At 35.1% G+C, this 19,763-nt stretch carries 16 protein-coding genes; 6 read left to right on the top strand and 10 right to left on the bottom strand.

From position 1 onward, the window contains the following. Positions 1–1,253: hypothetical protein (locus BKH43_RS08540; protein ID WP_172402351.1), on the top strand; the 1,253-nt coding region annotated here is incomplete at its 5' end. Between the two features lie 425 nt (positions 1,254–1,678). Here BKH43_RS08540 and ilvD read toward each other — a convergent pair. The 3 genes from ilvD to BKH43_RS07740 form a co-directional block, all read right to left on the bottom strand. After that, positions 1,679–3,370: a dihydroxy-acid dehydratase gene (ilvD, locus tag BKH43_RS07730; RefSeq protein ID WP_095230277.1), complete on the bottom strand. Its 1,692-nt coding sequence runs from the start codon at positions 3,368–3,370 to the stop codon at positions 1,679–1,681. Positions 3,371–3,501: 131 nt separating this feature from the next. After that, a complete protein-coding gene (locus tag BKH43_RS07735) occupies positions 3,502–4,695 on the bottom strand; it encodes an HD domain-containing protein (RefSeq protein WP_095230279.1) in 1,194 nt (397 codons plus the stop codon). Positions 4,696–4,726: 31 nt separating this feature from the next. Beyond that, positions 4,727–5,152 carry a hypothetical protein gene (locus BKH43_RS07740; RefSeq protein ID WP_143429060.1) on the bottom strand — a complete coding sequence of 142 codons (426 nt, stop codon included), beginning with the start codon at positions 5,150–5,152 and terminating at the stop codon, positions 4,727–4,729. 133 nt (positions 5,153–5,285) lie between these two features. On the opposite strand from BKH43_RS07740, the gene hemH reads away from it, so the two are divergent. The 5 genes from hemH to BKH43_RS07765 all read left to right on the top strand — a co-directional run bounded on the left by hemH (position 5,286) and on the right by BKH43_RS07765 (position 13,729). Continuing rightward, positions 5,286–6,242, top strand: coding sequence for a ferrochelatase (hemH, locus tag BKH43_RS07745; RefSeq protein WP_095230286.1), 957 nt, complete (start codon positions 5,286–5,288; stop codon positions 6,240–6,242). A 7-nt stretch (positions 6,243–6,249) separates the two neighbouring features. Further along, positions 6,250–6,795: a thioredoxin fold domain-containing protein gene (locus BKH43_RS07750; protein ID WP_095230290.1), complete on the top strand. Its 546-nt coding sequence runs from the start codon at positions 6,250–6,252 to the stop codon at positions 6,793–6,795. Between the two features lie 81 nt (positions 6,796–6,876). Beyond that, a complete protein-coding gene (locus tag BKH43_RS07755) occupies positions 6,877–7,497 on the top strand; it encodes a thioredoxin fold domain-containing protein (RefSeq protein WP_095230292.1) in 621 nt (206 codons plus the stop codon). Continuing rightward, positions 7,494–10,658: a cytochrome c biogenesis protein CcsA gene (gene ccsA, locus BKH43_RS07760; RefSeq protein ID WP_095230295.1), complete on the top strand. Its 3,165-nt coding sequence runs from the start codon at positions 7,494–7,496 to the stop codon at positions 10,656–10,658. The genes BKH43_RS07755 and ccsA overlap by 4 nt, the downstream gene beginning before the upstream one ends. A gap of 311 nt (positions 10,659–10,969) precedes the next feature. Next, positions 10,970–13,729 carry an autotransporter outer membrane beta-barrel domain-containing protein gene (locus BKH43_RS07765; protein WP_095230297.1) on the top strand — a complete coding sequence of 920 codons (2,760 nt, stop codon included), beginning with the start codon at positions 10,970–10,972 and terminating at the stop codon, positions 13,727–13,729. Positions 13,730–13,774: 45 nt separating this feature from the next. On the opposite strand, the gene BKH43_RS07770 is transcribed toward BKH43_RS07765, so the two are convergent. The 7 genes from BKH43_RS07770 to BKH43_RS07800 all read right to left on the bottom strand — a co-directional run. Further along, positions 13,775–14,704 (bottom strand): PCMD domain-containing protein, encoded by a 930-nt coding sequence (locus BKH43_RS07770; RefSeq protein WP_095230299.1) that lies wholly within the window; start codon positions 14,702–14,704, stop codon positions 13,775–13,777. 127 nt (positions 14,705–14,831) lie between these two features. After that, entirely contained in the window at positions 14,832–15,416 is a 585-nt protein-coding gene (locus BKH43_RS07775) for a DUF2393 family protein (RefSeq protein ID WP_095230301.1), read from the bottom strand. Position 15,417: 1 nt separating this feature from the next. Beyond that, the gene (gene hisIE, locus BKH43_RS07780) at positions 15,418–16,077 is read right to left on the bottom strand and encodes a bifunctional phosphoribosyl-AMP cyclohydrolase/phosphoribosyl-ATP diphosphatase HisIE (RefSeq protein WP_253248077.1); all 660 of its coding nucleotides are present in this window, start codon (positions 16,075–16,077) and stop codon (positions 15,418–15,420) included. Between the two features lie 28 nt (positions 16,078–16,105). Further along, entirely contained in the window at positions 16,106–16,693 is a 588-nt protein-coding gene (locus tag BKH43_RS07785) for a hypothetical protein (protein ID WP_095230305.1), read from the bottom strand. A 9-nt stretch (positions 16,694–16,702) separates the two neighbouring features. Beyond that, positions 16,703–17,239, bottom strand: a complete 537-nt coding sequence (locus BKH43_RS07790; RefSeq protein WP_095230307.1) for a hypothetical protein — start codon at positions 17,237–17,239, stop codon at positions 16,703–16,705. Between the two features lies 1 nt (position 17,240). Then, complete coding sequence (locus BKH43_RS07795) at positions 17,241–18,146, bottom strand: hypothetical protein (RefSeq protein ID WP_095230309.1); 906 nt, start codon at positions 18,144–18,146, stop codon at positions 17,241–17,243. Between the two features lie 1,084 nt (positions 18,147–19,230). Beyond that, positions 19,231–19,763: methyl-accepting chemotaxis protein (locus BKH43_RS07800; RefSeq protein ID WP_253248038.1), on the bottom strand; the 533-nt coding region annotated here is incomplete at its 5' end.

The following is a 19,763-nucleotide window of genomic DNA, read 5'->3' on the forward strand; positions in this document are numbered from 1 at the left end:
CTATAAGTGCTACTACAGTAGGAAGTACAACTAGTACTAATACTACTTTAGATTCTAATAGCAGTTTAGAAGAGTTAAATGCCGCCCTTGTGAAAGCACAGGCTTTAGCAGATAAATATAATGAAGACTTAAAGTCTGCACAAAATGACATAACTAATGCGGCTAATGAATTCAGGGAGGCAAATTCTGCAATAACTAATGCACAGCAGGCTCAAACTAAAGCTATTCAAGATATATCCACTTCAACTACTCAAATATCAAATACAAATCTAGATATCTCAAAAAGTAACTCTACTATCACAGTAGATAAAGCTGCAATAGCAAATGCTACAGATACGATAAGTAAGCTTAATGCCGCTATCAACAACAATCAAAGCATAATTAATGGAACAAATCTAGATAATTTACATGCTACTGCAAAAGCTAAACAAGCAGCACTTGCTCAGGCTCAAAGTGCACTAGATGAAGAAACACCTACTTATAATAGCAAGGCAGCAACTGCACGACAAAAACAAGCACTTGCTGATACTTACAATAATGGCCCTTCAGATGGTCCTGATAGTGCTATGGGAATTACAGTTAATTATGATGCTAGTGGTGCAGGATCAGATTTTTACAAAGAATATGCAATCCATCAAAATCTACAAAATGCAGTAAATAGTGCAAAGTCTGCTTTTACTAGTGCAGAAGATGCTTACAATCAGGCTCAAACAAAAGTAGTTAGCGCGCAAAGTGCACTAACTACTGCTAAAGCTAACCTTCCTACACAAAATGCTCTTTTAACTTCCACAAGTACAGACTTGCAGAAAAATCAAAAAAGCTTACAAGTAGCACAACAAGCATTACAACAAGCTCAAGAAGCATTACAACAAGCAAATACAAATAAAGCCAATGCTGCAAACCAACTAACTGCAGCTACTAATGAACTTGCTGTAGCCCAGCAAAACGAGACTGATGCAAATAATAGGGCAACGCTTGCTAATAACAATTTAGCTGCTGCAAAGAAAAAAGTTGCATACATACAAGGTTTAATCAATAACCGCAGGATAGTAGCTGCTAAGGAAGCACAAGACAGAGAAACAAGGCTTAAAAACACTCCTATCATCTTGCCTACTGCTAAGGTTGGTTTAATAGCATTTTTTGGAAAACATCAAGCCCTATCACTAGAGTATCAATACTACTTTAGAAATACAGTTCAAGGCATAGCAAGTAGTGATATCACACTTGATTATGCTTACTACTTTGGTAACTAAGAGATAGATATAAAATATTTGGGTTTGGGTGGGTGGGATAAAAGTTTTAAAAGAACTAAAAGTAGCCATTTGTATGTTAAGGCTTACTTTTAAACTCTTAAAACTCTTTGCTTTTTTAAGATCGCCTGGCTAGTAACTCTTTAAGTCTTTATTAGTGACAAAGACTTTAAGGCTACTAGCCTTTTTTATGTTTAATACATAGGCCCGCTAATAAATCTAACTACTTATAGAATCTAAAATGCTCTTTTCTTCTAGAAAGATTTATAAACTGTGACAAGGTATTTTGATATTTAAAAAAAAATATAAGTAGATAAAAAATATATAGCTTTATAGAATCTAGATTCTATAAAGCTATATATTCGTAGGTGTTAAGCTTGCATGCTAGTAGCATGCAAATAAGTATGAAGATAAAAACTTAGCTCTTTTTAATCTAGCTCAGTTTTTAGCATAGCTCCATTACTAGCGTTACTTACTAGTAAAGAGTAGCGTTTTAGCCACTTACTTTTTATAGCCTTTCTTTTTGGGATAAAGTTTAAACGCCTTTTTTCAAGCTCATTTTCTGGCACTTCTAAAGTAAGACTAGAATCTTTAATGCTTATCTTTATAATGTCTCCATTTTGAACCACGCCTATAAGGCCGCCTTCACTTGCCTCTGGACTTATGTGTCCTATGCACGCTCCACGAGTGGCCCCACTAAAACGCCCATCTGTTATCAAAGCTACGCTTTCACCAAGCCCTAAGCCCATGATAAGACTAGTAGGACTTAACATCTCAGGCATACCCGGCCCACCTTTTGGCCCTTCATATCTTATAACTACAACATCACCTGCTTTTACTTCGCCCTTGCTAATACCTGCTATGGCCTCATCTTGACTGTCATAAACCCTAGCCTTACCTTTAAACTCTTTCATACTTTCACTCATGGCGCCAACTTTAACTACGCAGCCTTGCAAAGCAAGATTCCCATAAAGCACCTTTAAGCCTCCAGCTTGAGAAAAGGCTTTTTCTTTAGAGTGTATAACTTCATGATCTTTTATCTCATAGTTTTTAACGCGCTCACACATACTCTCACCAGTTATAGTAAGAGTATCTTTTAGCATGCCGCTTGATTTTTGTATCTCATTTAAAACAGCCCCTACTCCACCAGCTTTTTGTATATCTTCCATGTAGACGTCATTTACCGCTGGGGAAATCTTAGTGATATGGGCTACTTTTTTGCTTATAGAATCTATATCTTTTAGACCAAAGTCTACATTTGCTTCTTTGGCAATTGCAAGCATGTGCAAGACTGTATTAGTGCTTCCACCCATGGCCATGTCTGCTACAAAGGCGTTATGAATAGCGTCTTTATTAATAATATTTTGGATTTTAAACTTTTCACTTTTTTGGGAATCTAAGGCTATCTCAACTATGCGTCTTGCAGCAACGCGCAACATCTCTAGTCTTTCTTTACTTTGGGCTAGTACTGTGCCATTGCCATTTAAAGCTATCCCTAAGGCTTCACATAAAGTATTCATAGAGTTGGCTGTAAACATGCCACTACAGCTTCCCCCACCTGGACATGCATTACACTCTATATCATAAAGGCTAGCTTCATCTATCTTGCCAGCCTCAAAGCTTCCTACTGCTTCAAAGGCTGCTGAGAGGCCTATATGGCTTCCATCTTTAAGTGTCCCTGCCTTCATAGGGCCTCCACTTACAAAGATAGTAGGTACATTAACCCTTAAAGCCCCCATAAGCATACCCGGAACTATCTTGTCACAGTTTGGGATACAAACTAGCGCGTCTAGGCAGTGGGCATTCATAACTGTTTCTATGGAATCTGCTATTAACTCTCGGCTTGGCAAAGAGTAAAGCATACCATCATGGCCCATAGCTATGCCATCATCCACGCCTATAGTATTAAACTCAAAAGGAACCCCTCCAGCTTTTATGATCTCTTCTTTAATGATGCGGCCGTATTCTTGTAAGAAAAAATGGCCCGGGATTATATCTATATGAGAGTTTGCTATGCCAATAAAAGGCTTATTAAAATCTGCATCTTTTAAACCTGTAGCCCTAAGCAAGCTTCTATGAGGCACTCTTTGATGACCTTTTTTTATCATATCGCTTTTCATTTTCTTCCTTTTTTAAGTTATCAAATAATCTATGTATTAAATTATGCTACGTTTTTTTAAAGTTTTTAAGCATATAAAAGCAAGTAAGGCAAATAAAACAAGTGATGCTTTAGATTCTATAAAATATAGTTTTAGATGTCTATGGTAGAAAGTATGTCGCCTAGTTGTCCATTAATCCACGCAAAATCTTTCTTAAGCCTAGCTATATTTGATATACCCTGTCTTAGATGCTCGCTTGTGATGCCATGTTTTATAGAGATGCTAGCTTCCATGCAAGCACTCATCTTATCAGCAAAGTCTACTAAGTTCCCACAAACTGGGTTAAAACTATCTTGGTTATAAGTAGCTATAAAAGATTCTATCTCCTTAGGCAAAAGGCACTTTATGTTTCCATCTTTATCTATGTACTTATTAGCAAACTCATTTTCTATGTAGTATTTAAGATTCTTAGCTACAAGATTTGGAATCTTACTGTAGACGTTTTCTAGCATAAGTTTTTCTTCTATCTCTCTTAGGTGCAAACCAAGTCTAGCATCACTTTTTTTAACTGGAGAGATGATATCTCTTGTAAGCACTTCTGGGAGATCATGAAAAAGGCCAGCAAAAAAGTTATTAGTCCGCATCTTTTCACAAAGCCCTAGCTTAGTGCTAAAAAAGTAGCTACTAATGGCAACTATAAGCATGTGACCTAAGACACTAGTTGCAGGGACTCTTGGTGTTTGACTCCAGCGCTTTTGGAATCTTAACTGGGCAAACATATCTACTAAGTCTTTGTAGTGGAGGGCATAAAGCTCTTTTATAGACTTTAAAGATCCTTCATTAGCCCTAATAGATGCAGTGATGGCATCTTTAATATTTTGCACACCATAAAGTCTAGGGTTAAAGTTATAAATGATATCAAACTCCCACTTTGAAGCATGAAAGTGAGCTGCTAGTAAGATCTTAGATTCTATATCACTTGCATCAGTGCTTAAATACTCTCTCATCTCACCTAAAAACTCGCTTGAAAGCTCATCTGCAAAGCTTTCACAAGCAAAGTTTGCAAGCTCTTTTTTGCACTCTTTTTGAAGCTCATAAAATATAGGAGGCTTTATATCAGTTAAGGCTATACGCTCAAAGAAGTTAAAAAGAAAGTACTTAATAAGCCTTTCTTTATCTACATAGTTACCATTTTCTTCTTCAAGATTAGCTAGTAAAAAAGCTATTAGCATCTTATGGGCTTGTTTATCAAGCTCTATAAACTCAACCGGGCAGGCTTGATCATTCCACCGTCTTATAGACGCACTTACAAATATATGCTCTAAAAACTTTTTCTTAATCTCCATAACAAAAGCCTCCTTAAATGTAAGTGCTTTTTTAACTCATCCCCTCAGCTATACCCATCATTATTATATAGAGTAGTAAAAAGCATATATACATGATCCTACAACCCTTTACATACCTTGCAAAGCGCTCTTCACTAGTCCTAGCAAACTTTATCTTTTTAAGTCTTACGCCTTCCCCTATGGCAAAACATAAAAAGACAAATATCATAGCACTTATCTTAAAGTCCATCACAAAGTGTCTCATAGCAAGTAAAAAGACTCCAGAAAAAAGACTAACTGCTATCAAAAAGAAAGCTATGGGCATGATGAAAAAAAGTTTTGAGTTTAAAGCCTTATAAGTTTTAAAAGTAAAAAGTGCGTAGATATACCACACATAGGGTATGAACAAAAGGCTTGCAAATATCTGGTGCAAGGTCCTTCCATCCATGTAAGGGTTTATAATAGAATGATCCATCATGATTACTAAAAGCCTTCCTTATTTTGTAAAATAATATTTTTATTTGAGATGGCTGATTTTCTCACAAGCTAATGTTAACTTTTTTTTATTAAGATTTTGGATTAACCGAGAACAAAGGACATGACTTACCGTAATGCTCCACGAAAAATATAAAAAAGCCATCATCTTATTGAATATGGGTGGTCCAAACAGTCCGACTGAGGTGCCTCTTTTTCTAAAAAATATGTTTAATGACCCAAACATATTGTCTATAAAAAGCGAAAGAGTAAGAGGCTTTGTAGGAAACTTTATAGTTAAAAAAAGAAGTGATAAATCAAGTAAAATCTATGAAGCCTTAGGTGGAAGCTCGCCCATAACACCTATAACTTTTAGCCTAGTAAAAAAGCTACAAGCAAGCGATGATACTAGTTTTTATACCTATGCTATGAGATACACACCTCCTTATGCTGATATGGTTTTAAAAGAAGTTAAAGACATGGGCATAACTGAATTAATACTTTTTAGTATGTATCCACAGTATAGTTTTACAACTTCACTTTCTTCTTTTCAAGATGTTTTAGATAACCTTAAAAGGCTAGATTATAAACCTAGCATTAAAGTTGTAGATAGATACTTTGATGATCCTTTATACATAGAAGCTATAGTAAAAGAGGTGCTAAGAAACTTAGGAAGTGATGACCCAAAAGAGTTTGTCTTAATCTTAAGTGCACACTCCATACCAGTAAGCGTTGTAAAAAAAGGTGACAATTACGAAAAAGAGTGTATAGCCAGTAAAGACGCTATAGTTAAAAACTTAGAATCTAAAGGGATACACTTTAAAGACTGCATACTTTCTTATCAATCAAAACTTGGGCCTATAAAATGGCTAGGGCCAAATACTGATGCTACAATAAAAAAATATGCAAAATCAAAACTTATAATCTATCCGTTAAGTTTTACTATAGATAATTCGGAAACAAAATACGAACTCTCCATGCAGTATCAAGACTTAGCTTCACAGTTAAAAGTGCCAAGTTACAGGGTTTGTTCATGCTTAAATGATAGTGATGATTTTGTCTTGCTAATCTCACATCTAATCAAAAAGGACTAACTGCACTATGCTTATGTTTAAACGACTTACTTTTTTACTCTTGCTTTGTTTTGGTATAGCCCTAGCAAGCACAGATGATAGCTACACTTATGGCGAGGCAGACTTAAAAGGCATCTTTAATCCAAACGCTGATATAAAGCTAGATAACAAGCCTATCTTTTTGGTCTTTGGTCAAACAGGCTGCTACTACTGTGCTATGCTAAGATCTGATATCAACAAAGATGACTTCTTAAAAAACTACCTTAAAGCAAACTTCTCACCCTACTATATAAATATAAGACATGACAAAAAGCATAATGTAGGCTACTTAAAACTAAATAATATTAGCTCAAGAGACTACGCAAGACTTTATAACCTAACTGGAACACCTATGATAGTTTTCATAAGCGAAGATGGTAAGACTATATTTAGAGTTTCAGGCTATCCAGGACATGATAGGCTAGTTACTATGCTTAAATTTATAAAGAGTGATAAATGGAAGGCAGCAAGTAATGAGCAAGAAAGGATAGTGCTTTATCAAGATTTTGAAAAAGCTCTAAAAGAAAAAAAATAGTATTAGAGAAAAATTAGCCAAAACTCTAGACTTAAGTCTTAAACTAACGCTTACAAACCCCAAAGAAAGAAAGGAAGTGTTATGAAAAAATATATTCTTTATGGTTCTAGTATACTCATAGCCGGAGTCTTAATAGCTTGTGGTGGGGATGATGATGTCTCTGTATCTACTGGCTCTAGTTTAAGCTCTTCTCAAGTAGCCCAACTTCAAAATATAGATGAGAAAAGCTATGCTGGACTAACCCATGTTTTTAAACCTACTTCAGATATAAAGACTGATGATAAACCTACTGTTTTAATCTTTGGGCAAAACAACTGCTACTACTGCGATAAGCTTAAAAAAGATATAAAAGAAGATAAGCCTATACAAGACTACATGGCAAAAGACTTTAGTGCTTACTATATTAATATAAGCTACACTAAAACCCATGATGTGGAGTTTTTAAATAACAAAAAGATAGATACATTAAATCTTGCAAGGATGTATAACGTAGCTGGCACTCCATCTTTAATCTTTGCTTCAAAAACTGGGGCTACTGTACTTAGAGTTCCTGGCTATGTATCACAAGAAGTTTTTATAAATGCACTAAATTTCACAAAAGATGAAAGTCTCTGGGAAAAAGCAAGCACTCCAGGAGATAGAATGAAACTCTTTGCAACTTACAACTCCCAACATCCTAACCCTAAGGTCGCCATACAATGAAGATAATAAAACTAATCATCAAAAACCTATTTGCATCAATAGGCCTAAGCATAGCCCTGATGATAATCTATGCAGCAGCTATCGGTATAGCAACATTTATAGAAAAATACTATGGAACTGTAGTGGCAAATGACGTCATATATAGAGCATGGTGGTTTGATGTGCTTAATGCATGGCTTGGATTAAACATCATAGGATGTATGATTTTAAGCATAGTTTATAGAAAGAAGTTTAAGTGGAGCATACAAGTACTTCACTTTGGCTTCGTGCTAGCCATAATAGGTGCTGGGATAACTCGCTTTTGGGGCTTTGAAGGAACTATGAGTATAGAAAATGGACAAACTAGCCACTATGCAACTTCAGCTGATCACTACTTAAACATCACTATGAGTAATGAAGTAGATGCTAAAAACTTCAATGTGCATGATATTAATGCAGATTCTATAGTTTCTAAGGACTCTTTTAGCGATTCACTAGGTTTTAACCTTAGCCCATATACTAGAAGCTCTATTAATAAATCCCTAGAAGTCTATGGCAAAAAACTTACCATCAAGTCTGATGATGTACTTAACATCTCTAAAGAGAAGAAAGAAAACCTCTATCTTGCAAGACTTAAGATCACTTATGATGGTGTAACTCAAAATGTAAATGTGCTAAATAACGACCATAAATCTTTTGCTATGCTAGGTGATAGAATATTAATCCTTACTTGGGGGCCTAAAAAAGTAGCACTTCCTTTTGCTATAAAACTAGAACAATTCCACCTAGATATGTATCCTGGCTCTACTATGCACAGTGCCTATGCCTCTGATGTTTTAGTACTCGATAAGGAGTTAAAGCAACCTATGAAATTTAGAATCTACATGAACCACGTCCTTGACTACAGAGGATATAGATTCTTCCAAAGCTCTTATACAAGCAAGGAGGTACAAAGAAGTGATGGAAGCTTCACTACAGAAAACACTGGAACAGTCCTTTCAGTTAACAAAGACCCAGGCAAGATTCCAACTTATATCTCATATGCCCTAATGATAATAGGCGCGATAATGCTACTTTTTGTTAAAGATGGACGCTTTAGAAAACTCTCTCGTTTTATCAAGTCTCAAAAAACTTTAGCCCTCCTTTTTGTAGTAGGTGCTACACTTGGTATGCCTCATCTACTAAAAGCTGAAGATATGAGTGGTGCTCAAAGCACGGTTAACAAGATAGATATGCACGGAAAAGATAGTGCCCTTGGTTCTCTTGGTGTAAGCTCTACTCCTATAGCTAGTAAGACAGATGAAAAAGACGTTAAAACAAGCAAGGAAACTAAAGAAACTAAGACAGATTCTAAGCCAAATGCTACTATGCAAGAAGCTCATAAAAGCATAGAAGAATCTCAAGGTATACTAAATGACAGATATGCTGTCTTAGCTAAAGCCTTTGCTAAAGATGATCCAGCAAGCATAAAAGCTAGAGTTGATGCACTAAAAACTATTAAACCAAAATATCTTGATGAGTTTAAACGTTTACAGATGCAAGATACTGATGGAAGGGTAAAGCTAGTTGATACCTTCGCAACAGACTTGATGAGAAAGATAGTAGGTAGTGACTCTTATAAAGGTATAAATTCAACTGAGTTTTTAATAGGACTTATGACGCTTTCAAGCGATATGGCTAAGGTTAGATTTATAAAAGTTAACGATAAGCACTTAAGAGAGTTTTTAGGAGTTAAAAAAGGTAAATATGTCGCTTTAAGTGATGCTTTTGATATGCAAAAGATAGAACAAGGTGATAGCTCTACAGATTCTTATAAGCTTTATAACCTCTTCCAAGATGCTATGAGAAAGCCTCAAGGTAAGCAAAATGAGTTTGATAAAGCAGTTATCAAGCTTAATGAACAGCTAGGCTATGTCTATCCTGGCAACATCTGGAGTTATCTAAAAATCTTCCCTAACAAAAACGACAACTGGCTAGCCTTAGATGACTTGATAGTTAAAAAACTTAATCCTGGTGCTTTTAAACTAAGTATAGAAGATGAAGCTAAGTTAAAAGAGATAAGCCCTCAAACTGCCATCATCATAAATGCTATAGGAATCTTCTTTAGAGCAGAGATTCAAATGGCCATGCTTGAACACGACTACACTAACATGGATAAGCTTTTTGAGATACTAAGTAACTACCAACATCAAAATGGCGGACCGCTATTCTTAGATAAAGGCCATGTGAATGCAGAACTTGCCCTAAACAAGATAGATGTCTTCCCAACCATAGAGTATGCTTACTTAATCCTAGGCATCATACTTTTCATCTTTGCTATAGTTGCTATCATAAGGGATAAAAGGGTTAATAAGTATGTAGGTGGAACTATCTATACACTAATGCTTATAACTCTAATAGTCCATACCATAGCACTAGGCCTAAGATGGTATATATCAGGGCACGCTCCATGGACTAATGGCTATGAATCCATGCTTTATATAGCCTGGGCGGCAGGAGTAGCAGGTATCATCATCTTGCGTAAATCCCACCTTGCTCTATGTAGTGCTACTTTCCTAGCGGGCATTGCCCTACTTGTAGCACACTGGGGCTTTATGGACCCACAGATTGGCAACCTAGTGCCAGTGCTTAAATCTTACTGGCTAAACATCCACGTATCTATCATAGTTGCAAGCTATGGCTTCTTTGGGCTAAGCGCAGTTTTAGGAATCATAGTCTTATTACTTTTCATCGCAAGAGGTAAAACTAGAGAGCATATAGATAGAGCTATAAACTCTCTAACTGCTGTTAATGAGATGAGTTTAATACTAGGTTTATTCCTACTAGTAGCAGGTAACTTCTTAGGTGGTGTTTGGGCTAATGAGTCCTGGGGGCGCTACTGGGGCTGGGATAGCAAAGAGACTTGGGCTTTAGTGTCTATAGGAGTTTATGCAGTTATCTTACACGTTAGATTCTTGAAAATTAAGTACTTCCCTTACGTGCTTAACGTCCTAGCAGTCATAGGCTTTTATAGCGTTATCATGACTTACTTTGGGGTTAACTACTACCTAGCTGGTATGCACTCTTATGCAAGTGGAGAAAGCGCGCCTATACCACCTATCTCTTATGTGATAAGTGTCATACTGCTAATTATTATCATAATAGCTGGCTTCAAAGCCAAACTTAAGATGCCTAAAATTTAATAAAAATATAAGGGCACCTTACTTTTTTTAAGCTTTAATGTTTTAGAAACTGGCAGTCTTTATAAAGGCTGCCATATCTTTTTTTTTAATCTCCTAGCAGAACTCTTCCCCTAACAAGACTTATAAAAAACTTTTATATATTGCCCATGTAAAGTGGCTTAAACTTAAAAAGATTCCATAAAGTTACATATTTTAGAGTAAATATCAAGAAAAACTCATTATTTTATATAATTATTAAGATTAATTCTTGTTTTTAATATTAATTAAGCTAGAGTCTTGCCACATAAATTCTCTTACTTGAAAGGATATAAATGTCTGCTAACTTTTCTAAGTCCTTAACGCTAACTGCTGTGCTTTTTTCAGGTTTTTTAATAGGAGATGAAAACTATGAGCATACTTTTAAAACTGAAGATGGAAAGATCACGGTTAAAAATAGTACAGAAGCCAACAAGTTGACCATAGAAACAAAAGATGGAGAAACAACAGAAACTAAAACCATAAGTGGATATATCAATATAAAAAATAGCACAAGAGATCATGGTCTACTTTCTTTAGAAGCTGCAGAGGTTAAGTTTGATGATATAGGGCTAAGTGCAGGAAGTATAAAGGAGCTAAGCTTTGATAGTACAAGTGGTACTAAACTTATAGGTAGGGCTAGTAGTCTTAATGACGTAGTGCATGCTAAAAAAATAACAGGTAGCCAAACTAGTGGTACAAACGAGATAAAAGGCAAGGAGATAATAGGAGAAGAACTTAACTTCAAGGGAGGTTCTCTAACTTTGCAAGCCCATAATGGAGTGAGACTTAATATCATAAATTTACAAGACACTATATTTAAAACAAGTGATAAAGGTGCTAGAGAAAAAACTGATATTAGCGTAACCACAAGCATAACTATGAATAAGGGAAATTTTACAGCTAACACTCTTAATATAGGACAAGCTGCTAGAAGTGGAACATCAAGAATAAGCGGTAAGATAGATCTAAATGAAGTTAGCCTTTTTAAAACAACTAGCATAGATGGTGCTGATATAAGCATAGAGTTAAAAAAAGGTTCCAAGCTAGAAACAGGTACGCTTAAAAATATAAGAGAGCTAACAACAACGGGAGGAAGCACACAAAAGCCTAATAGCCTTAAGGTAACTAACTCTAGTGAAAGACTTTCTATATCTACTATAACTTTAGATCCTCACTCAAGCATAGAAGCAGCTAATAATCTAACTAGCGATGTTAATACTACTTTTAACTTTAGCACTACAGATTCTAGTTTTAATATAGGAAGCATAACCACTACTGGAAAAGCTCCAGCTACATCATTACAACCTGAACTAGCAAATGAAGGAGACTTATCACTACTTAGAGTTAACATAAATGCGATGGATACTGATAGCTCTAAAACTCACTTTGAAAAGTTTGTCAAGATAATAGAAGGCAGTGAAAGCACTAGTGCTCTTTTGCTAAAAGAAAAGATGCTAAATACTAGTGCTAGGATACGCTTAAACTCAAGTACTGTTGATGGAAGTTATTTTGATACTAAAAAGTATGATGCTAAAACTATAGATAATACAAGTAAGGGTAAATATAAATTAGGAAAAAACAAACTAGATTCTAACTTTACCTTTGTTGACTTCTACTTTGGTAAAAAAGCAGATAAGACTGAAGACAGTGCAACTAAAGTTTTAGACTTACTTGCTAGATATAATAAAAATGGTTTGCATGACTTAATAACTGACACTCAAGGTGATGACCCAAGCACGGCAGAAGCAGGTAGCTCAAGTAGTGGAAGCAGTGAAGGTAGTGGATCTATAGATCCTACCCTTACTCATAAACCCTCCCCTACTCCTCCTAGTGGTGTAAGTGGTAATGCACAAAGACTTGCTTTAAGTATAGGAGACTTTGGAAGTAGATTTAAATCTAGTCTTGATAGCAACTCTGAAAGCGCTAAAGTTTTTAGTCATTTTTTTATGCTAGATGGTGATAAAGCAACACGAAAAGAAAACGCACTTAATCAACTTGGCGACTTACTCCCTAGCGACTTAGATAACTCTTTACAAAACTTCGCCCTAGAAACTTATAACACAACTGCTAGCACAGTAGATTCTATAGTACAAGATAGTAGCCTAGCTAACTCACTTAAAAGTCTAAGTAAGCTAAGATTTGCTAGTAATGATGCTAGTAGTTTTATGAGTAATGGTAGTAATCTTGCAAGCGATATAAAAAGTGATATAGATATTAATCCAAGAGATGGTACCCCACAGATAATAGAATACATAGAAGAAAGCGTAAGTGAGGCTTACGCTCAAGTCTTTTATCAAAACATCTATCAAAAAGATATATCTAATATAAAAGGCTATAGTTCTAACTCATTTGGCCTAGTAGCAGGCTATAACCATAGGGTCTTAGATCTTATACTAGGAGTTAATCTAGGCTATGCTAGCTCTATAGTAAGTAAAGGAACTAACTTTAATACGCTAGCGCCTAGATTCTATCTTTACTCTCTTGATGAAGGCTTTAGCTATCAAGCTAGTATCGGCTATGCTATGCATATTATAGGAAGTGAAAGAGTGCAAAGCTTTTTAGGAAGTAAGGCAAGTGCAAGCTATCTTGCTAATGAGTTTAATGCTTCTTTTCTCCTAGGCTATAAAATGAACTTTGATAAGCACTTACTAACTCCAGCTTTTAAACTAACCTATCTTTTACTTTCTCAAAACCCTTATGAAGAAAAAGGTAGTTTTGGACTAAAAGTAGATTCTAAGACACAGCAAGCCTTACTACCTAGTGTAGGACTTAACTACTCTTATACGCTAACTGATGGTCTTAAGTTAAGCGCAGGTGCTTTTGTATTTTATGATGTCTTATCTAAGACTCCTTTAGTTAATGCATCCTTTTTAGATGGAGAGATAAGTTTTCTTGTAGCAAGCCTTGGTAATGAAAGCTTTGGAGGAAGTATCAATACTTCTTTATCTTATGAGTTAAATGAAAGGCATGCTTTAAGTCTTACTTATCTAGGCTCTTTTAAGGCTAGCTTAGTAGCTAGTGCTTTAAGTGCAAGATATGGATTTAGGTTTTAAAAGAGGCTAAGCTAATAGCGCACTTACAAAAGAGGCTTAAAAAGCTTAGTAGTTAAGCTTAAAATCATCAACTGTAAGTGTGCTACCAGGAGCTCCTATAAAGTCATCACCTTCATAAGAAGAAGAAAATACAACTATGATATGTGTTGGATTCATAGTTGCTATATCTCCCCAACTAGCAAGAGGCTGCTTATCTGAGGAATCTAGGCTTCTTTCATTAACAGTTTCTGGACCATACTTTAAGATACGTTTTTCATAGTCTTGCAAGCCTGCTGGTGCACTCCCATGTGCATAGACTAAAGGGACTGTTTGTTCCTTCCATGTGCTTTGTGTTGCACCACTTCTAAACCAACCTATAGCTAGTCTTTTTACACTACCCCCACTTCTATTTTCCAAGATAACATAAGCATCCATAGCATCACTCATGCCATCTATCTTGCTATCTCTTCCATTTTCTACAACTTTAGCTGGGATGTATTTATACTTAAAAGAAAAAGACTTTGGCTTACCAGTAAAAGGCACGCCAAATATAGGGCGGATCTGGTTATCATGCAAAAGAAACCTAGAATTTGGATCTATATAAAACACTCCAGTAAACAAGCTCCCAGCTGCTATGCCCTTTTTCGCAAAGATGCCAAGTCCTACTTCATGAGTAGTAAGCCTTGCTGCAAAACCTCCATCTGCGCCTTGAACCTTATCAGTTGGCATAGATCCCCTTACTGCATGCCTTCCTACACCTTTTACATAGCCAGCATTTCCCGTTGACCAGGTGTTTTTGGAGTTAGCACTCTCTCCTATATCATCATAGTAGTTATCATCATTTTTAACTGCATACCAGTGCTCAAAGTTACTATTAGGAAGTTGCACTTCTTGTACTATGCTTCCTTGCTCGTGAATGTGCGGCTTAGTCTGAGCAAGGGCCTCACTAGCTACCATGCTCATAAGGCTTATTAATCCGATAGATATATATTTCATTAACGTCCTTTATAACACAAGCTGCAAAGTTAAACGTAATACACTTTAAATAAAACTATGTTTATCAAAATAACAAGGAACATAATAATGAAAAATTATGATTAAGTGTACAAAATCCTAGTAATTTTTATAAACCTTTCACCTTCTGCTTAACTTCTTTTAGTTGACCTTGTATATTAACCCCATGACACTGCACGTAAACTTTTCTTGGAAAGTCTCTGTATCTAAAATTATTTAACTGCAGGGTTATATTCTCACTTTCACCTACTTTTAAGTCCATATTAAAACGTTCATTAAAGATAGCAAGTGGTCTAAGAAAGTCTAAAACCTTTCCTTTATAGAATCCAAACTGTGTAGAACTTGGCCTTAAGATATGTATACCAACATCACAATAGTTAATATTTTCTATACCAACATTACTAACTTTAGCGTCTAAAAAGTAGGTATTTACATACTGCAAAACGCTATCTTTTGAAATAGTTGTTTCTACTTTATAAAGCCTTTCTTGCATAAAGTAGCGCATACCAAAAGGAAGGAGTATGATGATAGCTAAACCTACTATAAAAGAAAGTATGGCTAGTGTTTTGTATCTAAAAACTAAAAATGCAAGTAGAACAAAACAAGCCCCTACAGTAAAGATGATGATATATACTACTATCTCTAGCAGACTAAGTGTTGTAATGAAAGTTACTATACTGTGAAGAAGTTGCATTTTACTTACTACGTAGTCTCTTTTCTTCTAGCCCACTAACACCCATCCTACGGCTTAACTCTTGATCTATCTTATCTAGATGTATATTTTTATAAGCAAGACCTACTAAGATATGATAAAACAAGTCAGCACACTCATATACCACTTCTTTTTCATCACTATCTTTTAAAGCCAGGGCAAACTCTCCTGCTTCTTCTATAACTTTTTTGGCTATGGCATTAGGTGCTTTTTCATAAAGACTTGCAGTATAAGAAAGCTTAGGATCTGCACTCTTTTTAGAAACTAGCTCATAATAAAGCTTTAAAAGCACTGGATACTTAGTCTCGCTAAAGTCGCTTTTAGATTCCACATTAGAATCTATAGAGGTAAAAAAGCAGCTTCTTGCACCAGTATGGCAAGCACTTCCAACTTGAAGCACTTTTATCAAGATAGTATCACTATCACAATCTAACCACATCTCTTTTATATGCTGCACATTGCCACTACTTTCGCCTTTTTTCCATATGCGCTCTTTTGATCTTGAAAAGTAGTGGGCAAGCTTAGTGTTTTTGGTTAAAGCTAGGGCTTCTTCGTTCATATAAGCTAGCATTAAAACTTCACTACTTTCATAGTCTTGTACTATGCAAGGCAGTAAAGGATGCTTCTTCCAGTCTATGTGCAATTTATATCCTTTAATCTTTTATAAGCTTTTAAAGCTTACCTAGTTTTAGTATCACAGGCTCTGTCTTTAAGCTCTTAAAGTCAAAAACACCTTGAAATACAACTATAGTATAAGTAAAAGCTAGCATCTTACCTCTACTTTTTATAGACACAGGGAAAGAGATATTAGCAAAGATATGAGACTTTCTAAGGTTGATAGCCACATCAGTGATGTAAGATATGTTTGGACTAAGACCTTTTAGCTCATAGGTAGTTTCTTTTATATTGTTTTTCTTATCTATCTTAAATCCTACTTGAGTGACATTTAGATTAACAAAAAAAGGACTTAAAGCCCTTGATATATCACTTGCTTGAACATCTCTATGAAAGTCAACTAAAGACTGCTTGTTTTCTTTTTTTATAGAATCTATCTTTGCGCGAAGCTCTTTTTCAGTCTGACTTACTTGCGCAAGGCTTGCTTTTGCAGAATCGTTCATAAAAGCTTGCCCCTTATACTTAGTTATAGCTGGGACTATAACATCTATACTTATATAAGCACATACTATTATAAAAACAGCACTCCATAAAATGTGACGAAAGATTGATTCAGGATCTAGGTTGCTAAAAAAAGACTTCATTGCGCTACCTTATTTGTTTTCTATACGCTCTTGCAGGCTTATATTGTTTTTCAAAGTGCTCACTGACTCAAAGTTATACCAACCACTACCTAGTTCTACAAAACTTGACTTACTATCATCAAAGATACTTTTTAACTGGGTTTGAAGTGAGTTTAAGAAAAGCTCCTTACTAGGTGTTATGCCTTTTATGAAGACTTCTCCACCTGAAACTTTTATCTCTGAGATTCTTATCTGACTAGGGATTAGATTTAAGATTCCAAGAAAGGCTTTTGTTAGCTTTGCATCTTTTAGATCTATATTTTTTATAAACCCTCCTTCATACTCTAACCTCTCTTCAGCACTTTGAAGCTTTGAGATATTTGCCAAAGTTTTAGTCTCTGCCTGTCTTATATGCTCGTAATTTTTTTGCAAATTAAGAATCTGTAAGTCTAGTATAAACTTAAAAGCAAGTAAGATTATCACAGAAACTATGATATAAGGGATCCATATCTTTGTTGCTATCTTTAAGACGCTTTTGCTTTTAGCTTTAGTAAAACTATAAGTCATATCACTTTTCTCCTAGCTCTAGCTCAGCTAGCTTAATCATCTCTTTATTAATATCTATAAGCTCACTTCTAATATCTAAAAGCAAGCCTTGCTTAATATGCATAAGAGACTGCACAGGCATATTATAAGATGCAAACACCACTACCTCAGATAAAAACTCACCATCATAAAGCTTATTATGATAAAAGTCTTCTATAGCCTCTTGTAACTTTAAAGTAACACTACTTATATGACCTAGATCTTGGATGATATCTAAAGAGATAGCATTACTTGCTTCATCAACTTTTCCATCATCTTTAAAATCAAAGTCTATAGAATCTAAATCGTCCAAATCAGTATCTAAGTCTTCTAACTCACCTAAATCTTCTAAGTCTAAGCTACTAGTGCTTAACTCTTTATCTAAACCCTTATTAGCACTAGGATCTACTATTACTGGTGGTGCAACTGGCAAGGGCACTTCTTCTTCATGCATGTCAAATATAGCCCCATATCTTATACCTTTAGAGTTAGCAGCCATCACGCACATGCTCTCTTTTTCTAGTAGTACAAAAAATCTTAAGCTAGTATCAAAAAGCTCTTTTGCCCTAATATAAAGCACAAAATAAGCAGAAAATATATAATCTATACCCAAAGACTTGCTAAATGTGCTTTCAAACTTTGCTATCTCTACTTTAGAAAGACAGATGTTGCCATTTAACACTCTTAGCATTTTATAGTCTTTAGCAGAGATGCCATAGTTTTCAAACTTAGTTTTATCATTAGTTGGTAATAAAATATCATCGCCAGTTTTACTTATAATGCATAGATAGCTAAAAAGATACTTGTTTTGAAGCTTTCTTATATACTTAACAACATCCATAGATATCTGATAGTTAACTATCTTAAAGGTCTTTGTCTCCTCGCTCAAGACTACACCAGACTTCTTGATGGTAACATTGACATTACATGAGCTTGCACTAAAGTTTACACATATATATACAGTTGAGTATATATTGGGAAATAATCGGTGAAACACCATGCTAACAAGACTCAAAACAACAACCTTTTATGAATTAAAAATTAGATTATAGCAAAGCTAAAAGCAAGGCTTAAAGGTTATTAACAGCTAGTAAATACTTTCGTGAGTGCTAGCAGGTTTATTATGTTTTTGCTTTACTTTTTTTTGATTTTTTCGCACGCAGTTTCCAAATTTTGCATTTTCTTTGTCTCAAAGAAAGCTTAGCTTTATTATGCCATTACCATGGTCATAAAAAACTTATTAACTTATAGAATCTAGATAAGAAGTGATACTTTCTAAACCCTAAGATGCTAATGCATATTTAAAGACTTTCTTTCATACTGACCATAAAACATTAAGCGCAACATACCTACTTTGACTTAGTGCTAGTCTTTACTAACAAAGTCTATCTACTTATCTAACAATCCTAATAAAATTTATCATTTTATATAGGTAGCTCCATTCTCTTTACGCTATTAACTAAGTCTTTATTCCAACACTTTCTTTGTAGCATTATTTATTATTTGCATGTTTTTTTCTAACCAAAAAGGGGTTTAACCCCTCCCCGCTCCCCTTAGCCCCGAAAAAGGTACTTTTTCGGCAATCAAGGGGAGAGCCTCGCTGTTTCCGTTTCTAGTAAAAATGGCTAAGTCTGCACTGTCTAGCATCCTTTTAACACCATTTTTACACCACGAAACGGGCTCGAGTAGTGCTTCGCCAAACAACACACAACTTAAAAAAGTGCTTATCTAGTTTTTTTATAAGGTTTACTGGCTCTTTATTCCAACAGTCTATCTAATAAACCTTATCAATTATCTATCTAACAAAAACCTATTAGTCTAATTAGTTCTACCAATCTAATAAACTAGCCCAATAAGTCCACCCATCAATTAGTCTAATAAGCCTTACCTATCTACTAACCCATCTATCTATCTAACAACCCCACCTATCTATCAACCTACCTTCCCCCTATAAGCCTACTTAACAAGTCTCCTCACACCTTCTTCCTATTAGCATCACTCATTATCTCATCTGCTATATGAGTTACATTACTAGATATCTTAGTAGCATCATCAGCTATATTTACATTACCTTGAGTAGATTGTTCTAATAAAGATATAGCATCATTTATTTGAGTTATACCATTAGCTTGTTCTTTTATAGATTCAGCCATATCATTAATTGATTGAACTAAGATATTAGTATTAGATTCTATTTCTCCTAAAGACTTTTGAGTTCTTTCTGCTAGTTTTCTTACTTCATCTGCTACTACTGCAAAGCCTCTTCCATGTTCTCCTGCACGTGCAGCTTCTATAGCTGCATTAAGAGCTAAGAGATTTATTTGATCTGCTATGTCTTTAATAATAACAGTAACACTTTTAATATCTTCAGATTGAGAGATTACTTCATTAGTCTTATTAGATACATTTTGCATAGACTGAGTTATTTCTTCTATAGCAGTAGCAGATTGTTCTAAAGAGCTAGCTTGTGCATTAGAACTTTGAGATAAGTTAGTAATAGAAGTAT

It is taken from the genome of Helicobacter sp. 13S00401-1 (assembly GCF_002272925.1).
GTDB lineage: Bacteria > Campylobacterota > Campylobacteria > Campylobacterales > Helicobacteraceae > Helicobacter_I.